Below are 17,801 nucleotides of genomic sequence, written 5' to 3'. Positions count from 1 at the left end.
ATATCCACCTATTCTTTGTTAAATAATTGCTTTTTCTACAATCAACTTATTCTCTCTAAAGCGGCTAATATTCATAGCGCTAAGATCAATTGACTTATATTCACCGTATAAAATATGTTCCGCTAGCCCTTTACCGGCAGCTGGTGCTTGCATCATACCATGTCCGGAGAATCCGTTAATAAGATAGAAATTGGAAATATCAGGGTGTTTGCCAATGATAGCGTTGAAATCAATTACATTATATTCATAGCATCCACGCCAGGCTTTAATTAGCTTGAGATTATCAAGACTCTCCATCCTATCAGCAAGATCTGGCCAAATCTCAGCTTCGAAGTAAGGAATATCCGGCGTATAATTAAAACCTAATTGAAAATCAAGCTTTGTTTTTCCTGCAAGTAGCGTATCTCTATCTTCATGTTCTCTGTACCACCATGTTGTGGTTGGCAACGTAGTATATGCATGTCCGACGTTTGCATCCATAGGCATCCTTGCAACATAAAGATCATGTGCTAAAGGCTCAACTGGTATTTCAATCCCTATCATTTTGCCGACCTCTTTAGCCCATGGTCCGGCCGCGTTTACAAAAACACCTGCAGAGTACCTGTCCCCAGACTTACATGTTACAGAGCAAATTTTTTCATTTTCCATTTCTATGGAAATTACTTCGTCATTTATTAACTCTGCTCCTAATTCCTTAGCTTTGCGAATATATCCAGTTAATACTGAAGCTGGATCTAAGACGCCTTCACGAGAAGCTACTGTACCACCGACTACGCCAGTCAAATCGGTTTCTGGCAGCATGGACTGCAAATCACTAATACTCAGAAGTTTTATATCGACGCCTTCTTCTTTCTGCACTTGAGCATTTTCTAACGCGACAGGCCATTTACTTTCATCGACTAAGAACAGATATCCTCCCTGGCGAAGATCTATTTCTGGTTTACCAAACGCTTTAGTTTCCATTAACTCGCCGAAATTTTCAAATGTTTCTACACTTGAAAGCGCCATACGAATGTTTGTGCGTTCACTAAACTGCTGGCGTATTCCTCCTAACGCAAGAGGCGTAGCCGCATATTTATACGTGGAATCTTTCTCGATAATTAAAATCTTCATATCCGGTTTCAAGCAAAGCAGGGAATATGCTGTTGCATTTGCCATAATACCGCCGCCGATGAAAATAACATCATAATTCTTCATACATAAAAACCTCCCTGTGTGTTAGTTGATTAGGTATTTAGAATATACACTTTACATGTATATGCATCATCATATATGTGCCAGGCCGCTTTATTGTTTGTGTAACAAACTCTTCCACGCATCATCAACTAATTTCTGCGCAAAAGCCTTGCGGTTTTGCGTGTCAATCCTGCTGTCTCTGAACGGGAAAACCACTCTTGACGCACATTGTTTAACATCTTCTATATAATGCGTTGCCTCGTCCAGCGTTTTGCCTACCAGCATATTTTGTGTTTCAGGTACAAAACGAGGCATTACGCCCGCACTCCCCATAACGATTGTGGCTTCGCAAATTTTCCCATTATCCAGTACAATTGTAATTGCGCACCCAACCAGTGGAAAATCGAAGGAGCCACGTATCGTTTCTCTTGTATACGCGGATACAAGTTTCCCTTTATGTTTGGGGATAATCAGATGCGACAAAATTTCGTCTTTTGCTTTATCCTTTTTACCTGCATCTAAATAGATAGATGCGAGAGGAACTTTTCGTTCACCACTTTTGCTTACAAAAACAGCTTCTGCACCATAAGACATCATTACTGGAGCAACGTCAGACTGAAAAAGCGCAACACACTTTGGGCTTCCTTTGTACTGATAGCATCGATCGCCGCCTAGTTTAAAGCACGGATTTATACGTCTCCAACTGACAGATTGATTAAAATAAATACAGCGATTTTCTTGCAGTACGTTGCCGCCGATGGTGGCCTGGTTGCGTATTTGTGGAGATGCAACTTTTGAACAAGCGCAATTCAGTGCGGCGAAATCAGCGAGGATGTCAGATTCTGTGACCTCTACAAGTTTCGTTAACGCTCCGATCTTGACGTCTCCACTATCCGCTACAGAAATACCGTGCATATCTTTTATTCCCTCAATGGAAACATATACGTCGTGTCGCTCTATGCCTTGATTGACACGCGGTATAATATCAGTGCCACCGGCAACTGGATATGCGTTGGGGTATTCTTCAAATATACGCCATAACTCTTCGAATGTATTCGCTCTTTTTACTCTAAACATATGCTATACCAACCTTCCCCAATTAAGCGTCAGGATACATTTTTTCCGCGGCCAATCTAACTGCATCTACAATCTGCTTATATCCTGTGCAACGGCAAAGATTTCCGGCGAGCGCCTCTTTTATTTCCATTTCCGAAGGATGATGGTTACGATCAAGCAATGCTTTTGTGCTTAATATAAATCCAGGTGTGCAAAAGCCGCAATGTACCGCGCCTGCCTCGATATAAGCTTCTTGTATCGGATGCAACGTTCCCGGCGCGGCTAGCCCTTCTATCGTAAGCACATCTTTGTCCTCTGCCTGTAACGCCAAGACAGAACAGGAATAAACCGCTCGTCCGTTGAGCAGGACTGTGCATGTGCCGCATTCAGAACAATTGCATCCACGCTTAGTTCCAATAAGCCCTAAATATTCTCGTAAATAATCCAGCAAAGTAATATCCTCTGGAATTAAATCGTGTCTTGATTCTCCATTAACACTAATATTTAATGTAACCATATTTCTTTGCATTATGTTTTCTCCACAACATTGTTAAGGTAAAATAGTCCGATGTCGCGTCACTGTCTAGCTTTCACAGCTTCAATCAGCTTGGGAAGGAACTCATAGAGATCCGCCACTATACCGATATCAGCGAAATGGAATATAGGAGCATCTGCGTCAAGATTAATGGCGATGATTTTCTTTGCAGAACTCATCCCTACAGCGTGCTGTATGGCACCAGAAACGCCACACGCTATATAAAGTTTGGGCCCTATAGTTTTACCTGTTTGCCCGACTTGGTGTTCATATGGGATTAGGCCAGCATCAACAACTTTTCTTGACGCTCCGACAGCCCCTCCAAGCGCATCTGCCAATTCTTGAACCAGTTGCAGTCCTCTCTCTGACGACGCACCATATCCTGCGGACACTACAATTTCGGCATCTTCTATAGAGATAGTATTTTCTTGTTTTATATAATCAACGATTTCAGTCAGCATTTGATCGTTATTGGGAACGACATAGTTATTTTCAACAACAGTACCTATCCGTTTAGGATCTGGCTCCAGCGGTATCATAACTTTTGGGCGCACTGTTGCCATTTGAGGCCATGTTTTGGGGCATAATATACTCGCGAAAAGATTGCCGCCAAATGCAGGCCGTGTCTGAATTAAAATCCCATTCTCACATAAAGCAAGCTCTGTGCAGTCAGCACTTAGTCCCGTATGAAGCGCTGCTGCTAGACGTGGAGCCAAAGAACGCCCCATCGCAGTTGCAGAGAAAAGAATAGCCAATGGCATGAATTTATTGACAAGCTGCAGAATATTTGTTTTAAATGGAATGTCCAAAAAGCGTTTGAATATAGGGTTCTTCACAACATAAACAATGTCGGCGCCTCTGGCGATCAGCTGTGTAGCATACTCTTGCATTGAATCACAAAGGAGTACTGCTGCCACCTTGTGGCTACTTCCAGCTACCAGACGACGGGCCTCGCCTAAAAGTTCATAAGTGCATTCAGCAATGACTCCGTCTCGAATCTCAGTAATAACCCAGATATCATGGCATTTTTCTAAATGAGAAGTATCAATCTCAGATATTTTCCCGTTTTCAAAAGGCATGTCCTTTACTATCGCTTTAGCGGGACAATATTCGATGCAATTACCGCATAAATTACATGCATCTGTAATTTCCGGGATATTACCGTCTCCAATTGAAATTGCGTTTATAGGACACACGCCAACACAGACCTGACACCCAACACATTTATCTTTCTGAATAATTATGCCTGCCATTCTAAAATACCCCTCTTAATCTAAGTTATTGACAATATCCAATATCTCGTCAATTTGTTCTTCTGATGTCCCACTCAATATGCGGCATCCGCCCTTGACCTGAGGAGTAAATGTCCTCAAAACCATAGTCGGAGAGCCTTCCAGACCAACCGCACTTTCGTCTATACCTAAATCATTAAGTCCCCACATCGGAATCACTTGTTCTTTGGCCTTTCTCTTAAGCTTAAAAGAGGGTAATCTTGGCGTATTGATATCTTTGAGAACAGTCAACATTGCGGGAAGCTGTATTTTTAAGATTTCTACTCCTGTCTCAACCATCCTTTCACAGATAATGTATTTTTCGTTCACTTCACGAATTTTTTTTACGTATGCAACATGCGGAATACCTAAAATTTCCGCGATCTCGGGCCCTACCTGAGCAGTATCTCCGTCGATTGCCTGCTTCCCGCAAAGAATAAGATCCACATTGCCTATTTTCCGTATTGCTGCGGCTAAAATCTGGGCGGTAGCAAACGTGTCTGACCCCTTAAATGCCCGATCACAAACATGGATAAGACTGTCGGCGCCTACGGAATACGCTTCATACAAAACATCTTTGGCTTGGACAGGCCCCATCGTTATAACGCTCAAAGAGCCGCCGCATTTTTCTTTTATCAGAATACCTTCTTCAACTGCATACGCATCAAAGGGATTCATAATTGCAGGGACATTATCACGTATCAAAGTCCCCGTTTCTTTATCAATCTTAATTTCAACTGTATCTGGAACCTGTTTTACACACGCGATTATTTTCAATTTCTCACACTTCCCTTATGTTTTTTTATGGCAGATAGTACTTTTTGTGGGGTGAACGGTGCATCATTAAGCGTCATACCAGTCGCATCATAAACTGCGTTTGATATCGCTGCGAGGATTGAGACAATTGGCGGTTCCGCCAACGCTTTCGCACCATATGGGCCATGCGGATCCTCTGTCTCAACAAAATCCGCAACCAGCTCTGGGGCATCCAACATCGTAGGCATTTTATATTCAAGCATGGTCCCGCCATAGAGCAATCCGTCTTGGTCAACGCCCAAATGTTCCATTGTACTGAATCCAAATGCTTGCAGAACACCGCCATATACTTGTCCTTCCGCCATTTGACGGTTAAATATTTTCCCGCTGTCATGAACGGCGACGAGCTTCTTTACGTAAATTTTGCCTACGTTCTCATCGACTTCGACTTCTGCTGCTTGAACACCGAAAGGATAGGTCGGAGATAGGTTGCCATAGCCAGTTTCATCTAAAAGAACCGCAGCTGGTCTGTATTCGCCCATTGTAATAATAGGAGCACCGCTGCGCTTTAAACATACCTCTCGCAAAGCATCGCTGAGCGACATAATTACTTCATTGTGGAAAGTAACTATATTCCCATCTTTAATAAAAAGTTGTCCACGGCCCGTGATAAGTATAATTTCATCCAGAATAATCCTTTTTGCCTTATCACATGCGAATAGGACTGCGTTAGCCAATATCGTTGTCAGCTTGCTCCCGTGAGTTCCTGTCGCAAATGGAGAATGTTGGGTATCTCCCATACTAACATAGACCTCAGATGGATCGACTCCAAATTCCTCCGCGACTACTTGAGCCATAACGGTTTTAGCACCTTGACCGAATTCGCACTCGCCAACCCATACGGTCAATTTACCATCCATGTCGCACTGTAATAGTGCGCTGTCACCTGGGAATTCCGGATCGCCGGCTCGGCTGCCAGACGCATGGACGAGCGTCGCACATCCAACGCCGTGTCCATATCCGGCTTTGTTATCGCGGATACCATCCCAGTTGATATATTCTTTGGCTTTAGCCATGCATTCTCTAAGCCCACAGCTACTAATATGATAACCATGAATGCTGATAGTGTTAGGAGAAATATAGTTTTTCAATCTAAGCTCTGAGGGATCCATATGCAGCTCTTTTGCCAACTTATCTATTGTGGTTTCAAGAGCGAAATGTGCCTGCTGATTACCATATCCGCGATATGCGGCTGTTGGCGTCCTATTAAGACGAACGCCTTTGGTCCAGACCTCCACAGAATTAAATTTATAAGAAGTATCAGCCCGATAACTTGCGACACCTAAAACCCATGTCCCAGCGACGCCATAAGCACCGACGTCACCAAGATATTCAGTCTTTCTAGAAAGAAAATGTCCTTCCTTATCGGCTGCGATTGTCACTTTTACTATCATCTCAACTGTCGGGTGAGAATCATAAAAAACTTCTTCACGTGTCCTAGTGAGCTTTACAGGCCGATTGGTCTTCATCGCAAGAATACCAGCCAATATAGCAGTAACCTGCTCTGATTTTCCACCAAAAGCTCCGCCCATAGCCATAGGACGTAAAATTACTTTTCTATCTGGCAATCCGCAACGTTTGGCAATATCCTTTTTAAGTCTGTGCCATGCCTGTGAACCGCAATATACAGTTAGCTCGCCATTGACATAAACAGCGGTAGCGCTATTAGGTTCAAGATATCCTTGTAGTATGTGTGGAAAATGTATAGTATGTTCAACTATAATATCTGCACGTTCAAAGTCTTTGTCCACATCGCCTCGCACGGAATGCAAATCCATCAGCAGATTGGTCGTTGTCCCTGGACATACGATGGGAGCGTCTTCTTTGAGCGCGTCTTCCAAGTACATTACAGCCGGCAAAGGCTCATAATCCACGTTAATTAGTTTCACAGCTTCATTAGCTAGTTCCAGAGTCTCCGCTGCCACTATTGCCACGGGATCGCCAATATAACATGCCTCCGTCTCGGCCAGAATCCACCCTTTTTCTTCTCCTACATTAGCATTGGCATAGTCGGGCAGATCTTGGGCGGTCAGCACTGCATGCACCCCACGAAGATTCTTGGCCTGTGATGTATCTATGTTTTTAATGCGTGCATGAGCATACGGACTATGCAAAATCTTTGCGTACAACATATTCTGGAACTTTATATCGTCGCAATACCTAGCAGTTCCGTTCACCTTCTCGAATGCATCGACACGTCTGACATTTTTCCCAACGTATTTTAGTTCTTTCATTTTTCCACCGTCCTAAAAATATGCGCTTCGTATTCCGGCTATATTAAACAGGGATACGAAGCGCAGGCTAGCACAATATTTACAAATTATCTACCGCGGGTGTACCATCATCAATTCTCTTGCCAACAATACGAACAAATACTACTGCGGCAACGCATCCAACAATCAGCGATATCCAAACCGGGACTCCCATACCTGCCGGGATGAATCCAAAGACTATCGCAATTACACAGCATACAATCGCGTATACCCACTGTGTCGTAACATGGTCCATGTGGTCGCACGCCGCAGACATTGACGACATAACGACAGATTCAGAAATCGGCGATACGTGGTCTCCGAGTGTAGCGCCAGTCAAAACGCCGCCCAGTGTAGCTGCAAAGTTTGCATCAAGTCCGACTGCAGCGGGGAGTGCAAGCGGCAGCACAAGAGCCATGGTCCCCCATGAAGAACCTGTCGCGAAAGCAATAACGCCTGCGATACAGAAAACAGCAGACGGCACCAACCATGCGGGGAAGCTGGACTCGACCAATGCGCCGACCACAAACTTAGCGGTTCCGAGAGAAGAGCAGAAACCGGCTACGGTCCATGCCAAGACTATAAACACTATCGTGAACAATATAGCTTTCATGCCGTTGGTCCAAGTATCAGTAATCTCGGTCACATTCATTATTTTCTGCATTTTCATGAGCACGGCGAGGACGATTGTAGATGTCATGATAGCGACAATCATCATGTTGATTACGTCCGCGCTTCCCATGATTCCCGCTACGCCTTCAGCAGCAAACTTTTCTGCGCCGCCGCCCGTAATGAAGAATCCAATGAATGCGACAATAAAGAAAGTTATTATCGGGATAAAGAAGTTCCTCGCATAAATCGGAGTCCCTTCCGGAATTGTAAATTCTTTCTCGTCCAACCCACCCATCGGAGTAGAATCTGGCCTAAAAACTTGTCCGGTCGTGATAGCTCTGCGTTCTGCATCATACATCTTTCCGAAGTCTCTCTGCATTAACACAATCACGAATACAAAGAAGACGCTAAAGAGACAATAGAATCGATACGGAATCGAGCTTAAGAAAACCATATAGGCGCTGTCCGTAACCCCCATTGTGGCAAGTACTCCGCCGATGACGCCGACTTCGTATGCTGTCCAGTTAGAGACCGGAGCTGTAGCGGAAACGCCGCATCCGCAACTGTCAACTATATAGCTTAACTTTTCTCTGGAAATCCTAAGCTTATCAGTAATTGGGCGGGCCACTACGCCAGAAAGAATTATACTCGTATAATCATCGAAGAATAGTAAAATACTTAACAGGCATGTAGCTACTTGTCCTTTTACTCGAGAATTAACATATTTAATAGCGTAATTTACAAGTCCCTGCATTCCGCCGGACTTACCAAGTAAGCCGATAAATCCGCCTAACAACATCGTGAAAACCAGTATGCTGGCATGTGATGCATTGGCTACACTCTGAACGCAATACATAAGGGTAGTAACAAATGCCGCGACTGGATTCCACCCGACTAAAATTAACGCACCAGTAAATGCACCCAAAAATAACGAGATAACAAGCTGTTTAGTGACGATGCACAACGCAATAGCAACTAACGGCGGTAATAGCGACAAGACTCCATAGTGTTCCATTAAAAATTACACCTTCCTTTTATTAGGTTTTGAAGTACTGCTAATAACTCATTAGGCGTTGCCTTATCCTCCTTTCCCAAACATATAATTGCATTAATATAAAAAATATTTGCCCTTTATTATTGTTATACTGTAATTTTTATTCTACATGTGATAAGCAATTTGTCAATCCATAAATTCAATATTTCAGATATTAGTTGTTGTTATTCCCATTTTTATATTATTTTTATCATATAAAATTAGACAATGACAATTAAGGATTTCGTAAAATTAATATCCACTAATATTGAAATATAATTTAAGGCAATATATACTTCTATGTATACTTCATTTGTTTGTTAAAGGAGGTTGGGGTTCTATGATACTGGAATATATAAAAGTAAATCCAAGTGGAAATACTACGGTTTTTGTTACAACTAAAGTACCGAAATGCCTTTATGCGCCTATTGCAAATATCATAATGTCAAAGGAATATTTGGCCGCGGAGCAGGTTGGCTATATTGTTGAGTCAAACGCTACAGAAAGCGGTAAACGAATGGAGATGATGGGAGGAGAATTCTGTGGCAACGCATCTCGTAGTTTTGCGGCATGGCTAGTTCTTAAATCTTATACCGGTGAACTGGCCCCAGAGGTCTCGGGTAAATACTCTATCCCATTAGATGTATCTGGTTATAGTGGGACTTTGGTTGCTTATGTGGAAAAAACGCCTTGTGATCATTCTTTTTATGTAACTTTAGAGATGCCACTTCCTAGCGATATAAAAATCGGTCATCATAGTATGCTTGGAGGAGACTTCTGTATTGTGCCATTTGACGGTATCACCCATGTGATTTTATGGGATAGGATCCCAAAGTCAGATGATATTGATATCGTTAAAAAATACCTGCAAGATAATGGCATTGCAACGGATGCTTTTGGCGTTATGTTTTTCGACACCAAGACAGATGTTTTAACGCCGGCTGTCTATATTAACGATGTCGGATCTCTTGTCTGGGAAAATAGTTGCGGTTCCGGCAGTACAGCTGTCATTGCCGCTCTAACATACAAAATTAAAAGCGGCATAGAGAAAACTCTTCATCAGCCGGGTGGAGATTTGTTTGTAACATCTACATGGCAAAACAATAAGATGCAGAAGATATGCCTTAGCGGAAAAATCGACTTTACATCTGAGGGCATGTTATTTATTGACGATAATTTATTAGATATATAATGTGACTATAATGCGACAGAAGAAGAGGTATAGGGCATGAAAAACAGACTGGTTATTGGTCTCTCCGGAGCTAGCGGGGCGCCATTAGCTGTAAAATTATTATCTGTCTTGCGTAGCCTTGATGAATATGAAAGCCACGTTGTTATTACCCGTGGCTTCACAGAAACGCTGACTGTCGAAACAAATACCTCCGTGAGCGAATTATATGACTTATCTGATAAAGTTTATGATAATTCTGCAATCGGAGCTTCTATCGCCAGCGGCACTTTCAAGACATTAGGCATGATTGTAGTCCCGTGCAGTATGAAAACCCTTGCTGGTATAGCACATGGATATTCTGAAAATTTATTGTTGCGTGCTGCGGATGTAACTATCAAAGAAAGGCGCAAGCTAGTTCTTGTTGCAAGAGAAACCCCTCTCAATCCTATACATCTAGAAAATATGTTAGCCTTGTCGCGGTTAGGCGTGGTTATTATGCCTCCTATGCTGTCTTATTATAATAGACCGGAATCTATTGACGATATGTCACATCATATTGTGTGTAAAATTCTGGATGTCTTCAATATTGAACCACCAATGTTTAGAAGATGGGTGTAAGGTTGTGAGTAAATAAATGCCATCTTCTAATAGACTATATGTAAAAGAATATCACACTGGGTATGGAAGGACAAAAGTTCTTGCCGTATGTGTTAGCTGTGATAGAGGTATCAATATTTCTATTTTTGGCGGGCAGTCACTGCATGTCGGTGCTGTCGTGATGGCTTTGCCTCGCCAAAGTTTAACTGGAAACGGAAAGATTAGTTCTGATTGTTTTGTGATTCCAGTCCCAGGGCATAAAGATTATATAGTCGCTAATAAAGTCGCACATGAAGTCGCGACTCGTACCAATTTGACTACAGCTGTATCAGCTGGGATTCATAGTGATGATATAGCATCAGAAGAAATATCCTTGATTTTAAACAATATTGACTATATTGTTGCAGAAATGATTCAAGATATTGTTGTATTTCTAAAGAAAGAGTGGTGATAATATACAGCCCATTTCGAGCCTGTGAAGTTCTTTCTGTAAGTTATCCAAGACTGCCGCTGCTGTGGCAGTTGATTTTGATGTGGCGGCGTCTTTTCGCCAGACGCCGTCACGTTTCTACTATAGGGTATAGGCCGCTAAGCGTCAATTTCTCAATTTGACGCCGGTATCGTTTTTTAGCATGAAGTCACGGCTACTCAGGCAGCCTCCCCTCGTACATTATCGACAGTTCTCCGTATATTTTGCCCCAGTCGCGTATTGGAAGCCTCCATTTCTTCGTGGCTTCCATTGTGGCGAGGTACAGCGCCTTGAGTAAAGACTGGTCTCCGGGAAATGAACTGCGCTGGCTGTTCAGACGCCGGTATATGGAATTCAGGCTCTCTATGGCGTTCGTCGTATATATGACGCGTCTTGTCTCTGACGAAAATTTGAAGATTGGAGATATGGCGTCCCAGTTCTTGTACCACGATTTCATCGAGTTAGGATATTTCTGCTGCCATTTCTCAGCGGCTCGGTCAAGCTCGCCAAGGGCGAGTTCTTCGCTGGGTGCGCCGTATATCCTGCGGAGGTCGTTCGCGAACGCCTTGCGGTCTTTGTCGCTTACATATTTCAGCGTGTTCCTGACTTGATGTACAATGCATCTTTGATATTCGGTCTGCGGGAAGGCCGCCTCTATGGCATCCTTGATGCCGGTAAGGCCGTCGGCACAGACGATAAGGATGTCTTTTACGCCTCGGTTCTTAAGCTCGTTAAGGATAGAAAGCCAGTACTTCGCGCTCTCGTTCTCCCCAATGTAGATGCCAAGAACGTCCTTGTGTCCGCTCGCAGATATGCCTAGAACAATATACGCAGCCTTCCTGCGTACGCCTACCTCGTCCCTTACAGCGTAGTGAATTGCGTCGATGAAGACTACCGGATATACATCTTCGAGCGGACGTGACTGCCATTCCTGTATCTTAGGCAGAAGCTTATCAGTAACGTCTGAAATGAATCCCTCTGACACCTCAAAGCCGTATATATCCATGATAGTGTCGGAAATATTGCGTGTCGTCATTCCTCGTGCGTACATGGCGATTATCTTCTGCTCGATAGCGTTGATATCCTTCTACGGCAGACGCCCCCGCATACTGCGCCGGCTGAGGATATTTTTGAATGCGCTCCGCGCAGCCGGCTTGTAATGTCCCTTCTTCACAACCTTTGGTTCAAAGGCTGAGTCTCGATCCTGAGGAACGTCTATAGTGATGCTGCCAGCGCTGCTCATGATTTCCTTTGATTTGTATCCGTTACGGCTGTCGGGGTTGTCTGAATGTTTATACTTCTCGTACCCAAGATGCTCGTTCATTTCCTCTTCGAGCATATCCTTGATGGTGTCTCCGAGAAGGTCCTTGACGGCATCTTGGAGATCCGCCGCCGTCTTGATATCGTACATACCGACGAAATTGCGGAGGAACTTGCGCTTTTCCGGGCTCATCTCGGAACGGCGCTGCCGCCTGGTTTTCTTAGGCTCATCTGAAGAACTCTGCTGTTTGCTGATGCGTGACATAATAAACCATCCTCCTAGCAAGTCTACCATAGCAGGGTGGGATGGATTTCAACTTACAGAATTCTGTTCACACTCTCATTGTCCTTGACAGACACAAAGATGTATTTAGTATTTTGGAAGAGGAAAGCGCAGAATAGGATCTGTCCCACTTTACTGGGTACTGCGCCTCATTACTGAACCGTCTACAAAACAGGCGTAGAAGACATCTTCATAGCCTGCATCAACACGCCCAAAGGAATAAACGCTGTTTTCCAGGATATAGAGATATAGAATTGTAAAGCTGGCTACGTTTTATTGAGCATCATCCATACAACTACGCAACTCTACGAAATACGTCTCGTACAAAAACATCCAAGAACCCATGAATGATCTGAAAGCAGACTGCGCAGCTCCACACAGCAGCCTCTTCAAAAAGCTTTACATTGCGATGATAGATATAAGGGAAAAACTGACATGCCGCAACGTCTACTGTGGCAAGATATACGCGCGTATCCCTCCATGCACTCCGAGTGAATGCCGGAGCAGGAGAAACAACGCTATAACCGTCCCTGAGCCATATGTTGATAACATATGGCTCAGGGACGGTTATGGTTTCAGCATACCAACATTAAAACACTAACAATATATGACTGAAATAATTGAAACTCCATGCCGATTATTGGATTAGGAACGGCTATATAGAACCGTGGACAGATTCTATAACTTTTAAAGACTTCAATTATATTGTAACCATGATACCGCTTCTAACACACCACCGCCAACCGCTAGAACTTTATCGGATAGCGTGTGACAGTATGCTGCCTCCTGTCGCGGGTCTACATCGCCGATTTTTAATCCTTTTTTCACTGGCACTGAATGATGAATTAGACCGCGAATAATGCCATCAAACGGCGCAACAACAGGATTATCATCTATAAAAGCTATGATTTCATTTGCAACGACATGATCTCCAATTCTATGTAGCGGCTCAAGGAAGCCGTTAGATGGAGCGCGTAATACACGTTCTACACCATAACCATTTACAATCCCTGGTATACCTGTGTTAGGAATGGCTTCACCATTATAGATTGCCCTGCCTAAATAATGTCCTCGCTTAGTTTCTATAACAGCATTAACATCATCTGGAGCACGAAAACCAGGGCCTACGCCAATTACAATTGGAGCCATAGCGGATGTGGTACCAGTATTACGTTTTGCCATAATAGCATCGATAAGAATATTAGGGTGTAGTGCCTTGATGCATGTTCCACTAGGATCAATGAACACGTTAACATCGTTAGACATGATATCGATATCTTCAAGGCATTTTATGCGCTTAACATGCATATCTTCAATTTGAATTTCGCCATCAAAAACTGCAGCGGCAGCCGAAACTGTTAGGCGCACAGCCAGTGGCGCTTCGACTTCTAACATTAATATTTTATAATGAGCTTTAAATAAACGGTACGCAATACCTGTTGCGATATCACCTCCTCCGCGAATGATGATCAATTCTTTGTTCTTCAAGATAAACCCCTTCTTAATTTTATATATTCCTCAACAATACCATAGCTTGCGGCAAACTTATTCTGATGGATTAGTTTATAAATATTCGCGTAATAGTATACCACGGTCATTTATCGATATATCGTTGGGAATCGCATGCAACAGCGACCACAGACACGCGATATTACTTGTAACAACAGGTTTGCCAATCTTCTTTTCAAGGCTATCACAAATATGGAACCCTTCAACATTAGTGCAACTTATAAAAACCGCGTCCGCCTCTTTCACATCGGTTGTAACAACAAGCTTTTCTATTGTTTCAACAGATTGTGTACGCAATACTTCTGCGGGCACAATCTGCAGCCCTTTCATTGAAACGACTTCAATCCCATTCTGTTCCAAAAAATCTTTTTCTTTTAAATTTATATCATCCGTATATGGGGTCACAAGAGTAAGCTTTGTTACTCCTATTTGTCGTAAGGCATCAATCATAGCTTGCGAGGCTGTGACCACTGGACACTTGCATTGTTGTTTTATCGTCTCAATAATATTGTTATTGCCATCCTTACCGCTAATGAATGAACCGCTAGTACAGCCATATATGACCGCCTCCGGGTATACTGTCGCCATCATCTCTGCGGCTCTCAATAGATCATGTTCCATAGACTTTAACGTATCTTCTGTTGTGTTATCTAAAAGAACTCTGGTCGCATAAAAATTAAAATGTTTTATTAATTGTTCACATCTATTAAGCTCAGGCTCCATTCTAATATTCACAGACGGTAAAATAAGCCCGATCCTTCTTTTATCTACATCATTATGCATCGAAACTCGCCTCCAAATATAGTATGTCCTATATTACTAGAATATATTATAGTATAACTATAATACAAGCAACCGACTTCATCAAGAGAAAATCTTTATCGTATGTTGTTTTGAGGAAGATAACGAGCCGCGATGAAGCTGCAGAAGCCTACGTCATCAGCAGCGACACGGCATGTAACTATTATCGTGATTCCAACATCTTACTGCATAAAGCATCTGGGAATAATTCATGCAGTTATGTTTTCAAGCCTTCCGAAAGCCAGTCAGGCCAGATATTCTAGACTATGTGTAGATTTGTCAAACATCTATTACAGCGAACATAAAGCGTACGTCATGATTTTCCGGGGAGATTGTCATTCAAGGAGTCTCATCTGGAAGTTGTTGTATCAGCTGTCATGTACTACCAGCTACACGGCAAAATCTTTCAAGAATCTCAGTATATGCGTTATGAATACCGTTGAGCTATACGTGCTGTGTTCTTCAAACGCTTCAACATAGCTGGAACAGCTGTATTCGTCTATAGCAGTATATTGATAAAACTGTTTCCCAACTGCCTCTCCTACATGGCATACCTTCGGCATAAGCTTAACGTACATCTGTACACGCTGTCAGGGGTACTGCATCTGTTCGTAAGGCTGATGAGGCAATCTTGTTATACCTATAAGTTAAGGAAATATACCCCAAACCATGGACAGTATGCCTTATTGTCGCGGCAGCATAGAGAAATTTCTTTATGGCACTTTCATAACTTTTGTTTGTGGAGTTCCGATGGTGTTTGCAAAAGACAGATGTTTGGGTAATGCCAGTGCGAAAACCTGCATTATCTTTCTGAAAGCAGTTGCATAAAACTATTAAAGATAGAATTCTTAAATTCTACACCAGAGCATTGTTGTTTTGTACAAAGTCCACGAAAAGGCTTGCAGTTGTTGATAATTCTTGCCCACGATAAATCACAAAAGAGCGCTGTGCTGTTATGGGTGCCCCTAAGGATGTAACCTTGCAAGAGAGCAAATTTTTTTCTTGTGGTATCTGCTCCATATTGCAGAACAACAAAGTCACTGATAGATTGTGTCGTGTCCAAAATAAAGCTTGATTTCTAGTTGCAGCACCACATAAACAGCGAGGAGTAAAACCGCTTTGTTTACATAGGTTGTTGAGCTTGTTTTTTAACCCTATAGTGAAACTCAAGGGAATATCTTTTAATTCTGCTATATCAATAGAATCCCCGACTGAATTAAACCAAGTGGTATCCCTTGAAAAGTAAGCGACTAAGACCTCTTCCACAACAAATAGATGTTTTAAATTTGTTGGCAGGTTCTCAGAAAGACGTATAAAAGCGATGTCTAATTTATTATCAAGTAACATGTCGATATTTTTTGACGACGTGTTTAATGTAATCTCAAACCTTATTCCGGGATATTCTGCATGAAACATTAAAAGCAATGATTCAATATAGGAGTCAACAGCGGCATGCGTTAACCCCAACCGGAGTATTCCGCTGTGTCCAATTGCGATGGAATGGAGTTCCTTTTTTATGGAGTTTTCCAGAGAGCATATATTTTTCGCATATTCATAAAACACACTCCCTGCTGTGGTAAGTCCCAACTTCCGACTGCCTCTGTCAAGTAATCTGGCCCCATATTCAGATTCTAACGATTTAACTTGATTGCTGAGCACTGGCTGTGCAATGAGTAATTTTTGTGCAGCAGCCGAGAAAGTTCCATTGTCAACAATAGCAATGAAATTGCGATAATACTCAAGATTCAAAGGGATCTCCTCCTTGCACATAAAGCTTCTCTTAAAATATTATAAGTGATTATTCTGATTTTATATATTAACTACATTAAAACGATATTTTTCGCAGGAGCTAATTTCTGTTATATTACAATAAAAGATTTTCAAGCTCTGTATTTACACTAGAAACATATCTTAACAGAAAAGGAGGTAGTGTGATAATGAGCAAAAAAGTGCTTTTCTCTATGCCATACCCCCCGATCATTGTGTCTGATCTTGACCAATTCTTAGAGCAGCTGCGAGAGCATGGTTTATAGCCAATTGTTAGTGAAACCTGCGGTCGTAGAATGACCGAAGATGAATTAATACAGGCATGGACCGATGTTTACGCCCATATCTGTGGCGCAGATCCTATGACCGAACGGGCTATTTCTTCATCCGAAACGCTAAAAATCATCTCTCGTATCGGCATTGGCAGTGATTCCGTAGATATTCAAGCAGCAACAAAAAAGCGGGTCGCTGTTTGTGTTACACCTGGGGCAGGCGCGGAGGCGGTTGCAGAACATACATTTGCTATGATATTGGCCTTGTCTCGTCGCATAGTTGAACAAAATAATCTAGTCAAGGGGGGCAATTATGGGAAAAAAGTCGCTGGTTATTCTTTATATGGGAAAACATTGGGGATCATTGGTTTAGGTAACATAGGGAAACGCCTTGTTCTCAATGCTGCCGGTTTCGATATGCGTATTCTGGCGTATGATCCTTACTATCAAGATGAAAGCTTTGCTAAAAAAAATAATGTAATCTATTGTGATTTAGACACAATATATCGTGAGAGTGATTACATTTCTGTGCATTTGCCACTAACGGATGAAACACGCGGCATGATTTCTGCCAATGAAATGTCTGTAATGAAAAATAGTGCGCAAATTATTAATTGTGCTCGTGGCGGCATAATTGACGAAGTCGCTTTATACCACGCTGTCAAAAATGGTAGCATTTCAGGTGCAGCATTAGATGTTTTTGCAGAAGAACCAGTCAACATGGAAAATCCGCTCCTAACTCTTGATCGCATAATTGTTTCCCCTCATAATGCTGGGACATCCGTAGAAGGCAAAAACAAAGTTGTGGGCATGGCTGTGCAAAATGTAATCGATGTATATGAAGGAAGATGTCCTCGCGGTTTACTAAACCCAGAGGTTATGTCCCTACATCACTAATTCTAAAAAACGAAATGGAGGAAT

15 protein-coding genes and 1 pseudogene are annotated in these 17,801 nt (G+C 42.5%); 5 read left to right on the top strand and 11 right to left on the bottom strand.

The annotated features are described in order from the left end of the window. Positions 1 to 18: 18 nt before the first annotated feature. The 7 genes from ABGT66_RS10420 to ABGT66_RS10390 form a co-directional block, all read right to left on the bottom strand. Positions 19 to 1,197 carry an FAD-binding oxidoreductase gene (locus tag ABGT66_RS10420; protein ID WP_346690536.1) on the bottom strand — a complete coding sequence of 393 codons (1,179 nt, stop codon included), beginning with the start codon at positions 1,195 to 1,197 and terminating at the stop codon, positions 19 to 21. A gap of 90 nt (positions 1,198 to 1,287) precedes the next feature. Continuing rightward, positions 1,288 to 2,253: an FAD binding domain-containing protein gene (locus tag ABGT66_RS10415; RefSeq protein WP_346690535.1), complete on the bottom strand. Its 966-nt coding sequence runs from the start codon at positions 2,251 to 2,253 to the stop codon at positions 1,288 to 1,290. A 22-nt stretch (positions 2,254 to 2,275) separates the two neighbouring features. After that, complete coding sequence (locus ABGT66_RS10410) at positions 2,276 to 2,761, bottom strand: (2Fe-2S)-binding protein (RefSeq protein ID WP_346690534.1); 486 nt, start codon at positions 2,759 to 2,761, stop codon at positions 2,276 to 2,278. 47 nt (positions 2,762 to 2,808) lie between these two features. Beyond that, entirely contained in the window at positions 2,809 to 4,020 is a 1,212-nt protein-coding gene (locus tag ABGT66_RS10405; protein WP_346690533.1) for an electron transfer flavoprotein subunit alpha, read from the bottom strand. A gap of 15 nt (positions 4,021 to 4,035) precedes the next feature. Beyond that, a complete protein-coding gene (locus ABGT66_RS10400) occupies positions 4,036 to 4,815 on the bottom strand; it encodes an electron transfer flavoprotein subunit beta/FixA family protein (protein ID WP_346690532.1) in 780 nt (259 codons plus the stop codon). Then, entirely contained in the window at positions 4,812 to 7,088 is a 2,277-nt protein-coding gene (locus ABGT66_RS10395) for a xanthine dehydrogenase family protein molybdopterin-binding subunit (RefSeq protein WP_346690531.1), read from the bottom strand. Before ABGT66_RS10395 ends, ABGT66_RS10400 begins: the two co-directional genes overlap by 4 nt. A 79-nt stretch (positions 7,089 to 7,167) precedes the next feature. After that, positions 7,168 to 8,472 (bottom strand): Na+/H+ antiporter NhaC family protein, encoded by a 1,305-nt coding sequence (locus ABGT66_RS10390; RefSeq protein ID WP_346690530.1) that lies wholly within the window; start codon positions 8,470 to 8,472, stop codon positions 7,168 to 7,170. A 619-nt stretch (positions 8,473 to 9,091) separates the two neighbouring features. Here ABGT66_RS10390 and ABGT66_RS10385 point away from each other — a divergent pair. Genes ABGT66_RS10385 through ABGT66_RS10375 form a run of 3 tightly spaced genes read left to right on the top strand, consistent with a single transcriptional unit; the run spans position 9,092 to position 10,970 of the window. Continuing rightward, entirely contained in the window at positions 9,092 to 9,943 is an 852-nt protein-coding gene (locus tag ABGT66_RS10385; RefSeq protein ID WP_346690529.1) for a hypothetical protein, read from the top strand. A gap of 36 nt (positions 9,944 to 9,979) precedes the next feature. Then, on the top strand, positions 9,980 to 10,540 hold the full coding sequence (locus ABGT66_RS10380) for a UbiX family flavin prenyltransferase (RefSeq protein ID WP_346690528.1): 561 nt from the start codon (positions 9,980 to 9,982) through the stop codon (positions 10,538 to 10,540). 16 nt (positions 10,541 to 10,556) lie between these two features. Beyond that, on the top strand, positions 10,557 to 10,970 hold the full coding sequence (locus tag ABGT66_RS10375) for a hypothetical protein (protein ID WP_346690527.1): 414 nt from the start codon (positions 10,557 to 10,559) through the stop codon (positions 10,968 to 10,970). Positions 10,971 to 11,163: 193 nt separating this feature from the next. Here the strand turns inward: ABGT66_RS10375 and ABGT66_RS10370 are convergent. Further along, positions 11,164 to 12,441 (bottom strand): annotated as a pseudogene (locus ABGT66_RS10370) (IS256 family transposase). Between the two features lie 433 nt (positions 12,442 to 12,874). Between ABGT66_RS10370 and ABGT66_RS10365 the strand changes: the two are divergent. Further along, entirely contained in the window at positions 12,875 to 13,132 is a 258-nt protein-coding gene (locus tag ABGT66_RS10365) for a hypothetical protein (protein WP_346690526.1), read from the top strand. 95 nt (positions 13,133 to 13,227) lie between these two features. Here ABGT66_RS10365 and yqeB read toward each other — a convergent pair whose 3' ends face one another. The 3 genes from yqeB to ABGT66_RS10350 all read right to left on the bottom strand — a co-directional run bounded on the left by yqeB (position 13,228) and on the right by ABGT66_RS10350 (position 16,590). Further along, the gene (gene yqeB / locus ABGT66_RS10360; RefSeq protein ID WP_346690525.1) at positions 13,228 to 14,019 is read right to left on the bottom strand and encodes a selenium-dependent molybdenum cofactor biosynthesis protein YqeB; all 792 of its coding nucleotides are present in this window, start codon (positions 14,017 to 14,019) and stop codon (positions 13,228 to 13,230) included. Positions 14,020 to 14,094: 75 nt separating this feature from the next. Next, positions 14,095 to 14,823, bottom strand: a complete 729-nt coding sequence (locus ABGT66_RS10355) for an aspartate/glutamate racemase family protein (protein WP_346690524.1) — start codon at positions 14,821 to 14,823, stop codon at positions 14,095 to 14,097. Between the two features lie 873 nt (positions 14,824 to 15,696). Further along, the gene (locus ABGT66_RS10350) at positions 15,697 to 16,590 is read right to left on the bottom strand and encodes a LysR family transcriptional regulator (RefSeq protein ID WP_346690523.1); all 894 of its coding nucleotides are present in this window, start codon (positions 16,588 to 16,590) and stop codon (positions 15,697 to 15,699) included. Between the two features lie 314 nt (positions 16,591 to 16,904). Here ABGT66_RS10350 and ABGT66_RS10345 point away from each other — a divergent pair, with 314 nt between their 5' ends. Beyond that, entirely contained in the window at positions 16,905 to 17,777 is an 873-nt protein-coding gene (locus ABGT66_RS10345; protein WP_346690522.1) for a phosphoglycerate dehydrogenase, read from the top strand. Positions 17,778 to 17,801: the final 24 nt, after the last annotated feature.

Source organism: uncultured Cloacibacillus sp., from assembly GCF_963926575.1.
In the GTDB taxonomy this organism is placed as follows: Bacteria; Synergistota; Synergistia; order Synergistales; family Synergistaceae; genus Caccocola; species Caccocola faecigallinarum.
The sequence above is the reverse complement of the archived record's forward strand: the minus strand, read 5'-3'. Positions and strand labels throughout refer to the sequence as shown.

Coding starts and splice junctions, on each gene's coding strand:
- ABGT66_RS10420 (WP_346690536.1), bottom strand. CDS start 1,197: ATGAAGAATTATGATGTTATTTTCATCGGCGGCGGTATTATGGCAAAT.
- ABGT66_RS10415 (WP_346690535.1), bottom strand. CDS start 2,253: ATGTTTAGAGTAAAAAGAGCGAATACATTCGAAGAGTTATGGCGTATA.
- ABGT66_RS10410 (WP_346690534.1), bottom strand. CDS start 2,761: ATGCAAAGAAATATGGTTACATTAAATATTAGTGTTAATGGAGAATCA.
- ABGT66_RS10405 (WP_346690533.1), bottom strand. CDS start 4,020: ATGGCAGGCATAATTATTCAGAAAGATAAATGTGTTGGGTGTCAGGTC.
- ABGT66_RS10395 (WP_346690531.1), bottom strand. CDS start 7,088: ATGAAAGAACTAAAATACGTTGGGAAAAATGTCAGACGTGTCGATGCA.
- ABGT66_RS10390 (WP_346690530.1), bottom strand. CDS start 8,472: ATGCAGGGACTTGTAAATTACGCTATTAAATATGTTAATTCTCGAGTA.
- ABGT66_RS10385 (WP_346690529.1), top strand. CDS start 9,092: ATGATACTGGAATATATAAAAGTAAATCCAAGTGGAAATACTACGGTT.
- ABGT66_RS10380 (WP_346690528.1), top strand. CDS start 9,980: ATGAAAAACAGACTGGTTATTGGTCTCTCCGGAGCTAGCGGGGCGCCA.
- ABGT66_RS10375 (WP_346690527.1), top strand. CDS start 10,557: ATGCCATCTTCTAATAGACTATATGTAAAAGAATATCACACTGGGTAT.
- ABGT66_RS10365 (WP_346690526.1), top strand. CDS start 12,875: ATGAATGATCTGAAAGCAGACTGCGCAGCTCCACACAGCAGCCTCTTC.
- ABGT66_RS10355 (WP_346690524.1), bottom strand. CDS start 14,823: ATGCATAATGATGTAGATAAAAGAAGGATCGGGCTTATTTTACCGTCT.
- ABGT66_RS10345 (WP_346690522.1), top strand. CDS start 16,905: ATGACCGAAGATGAATTAATACAGGCATGGACCGATGTTTACGCCCAT.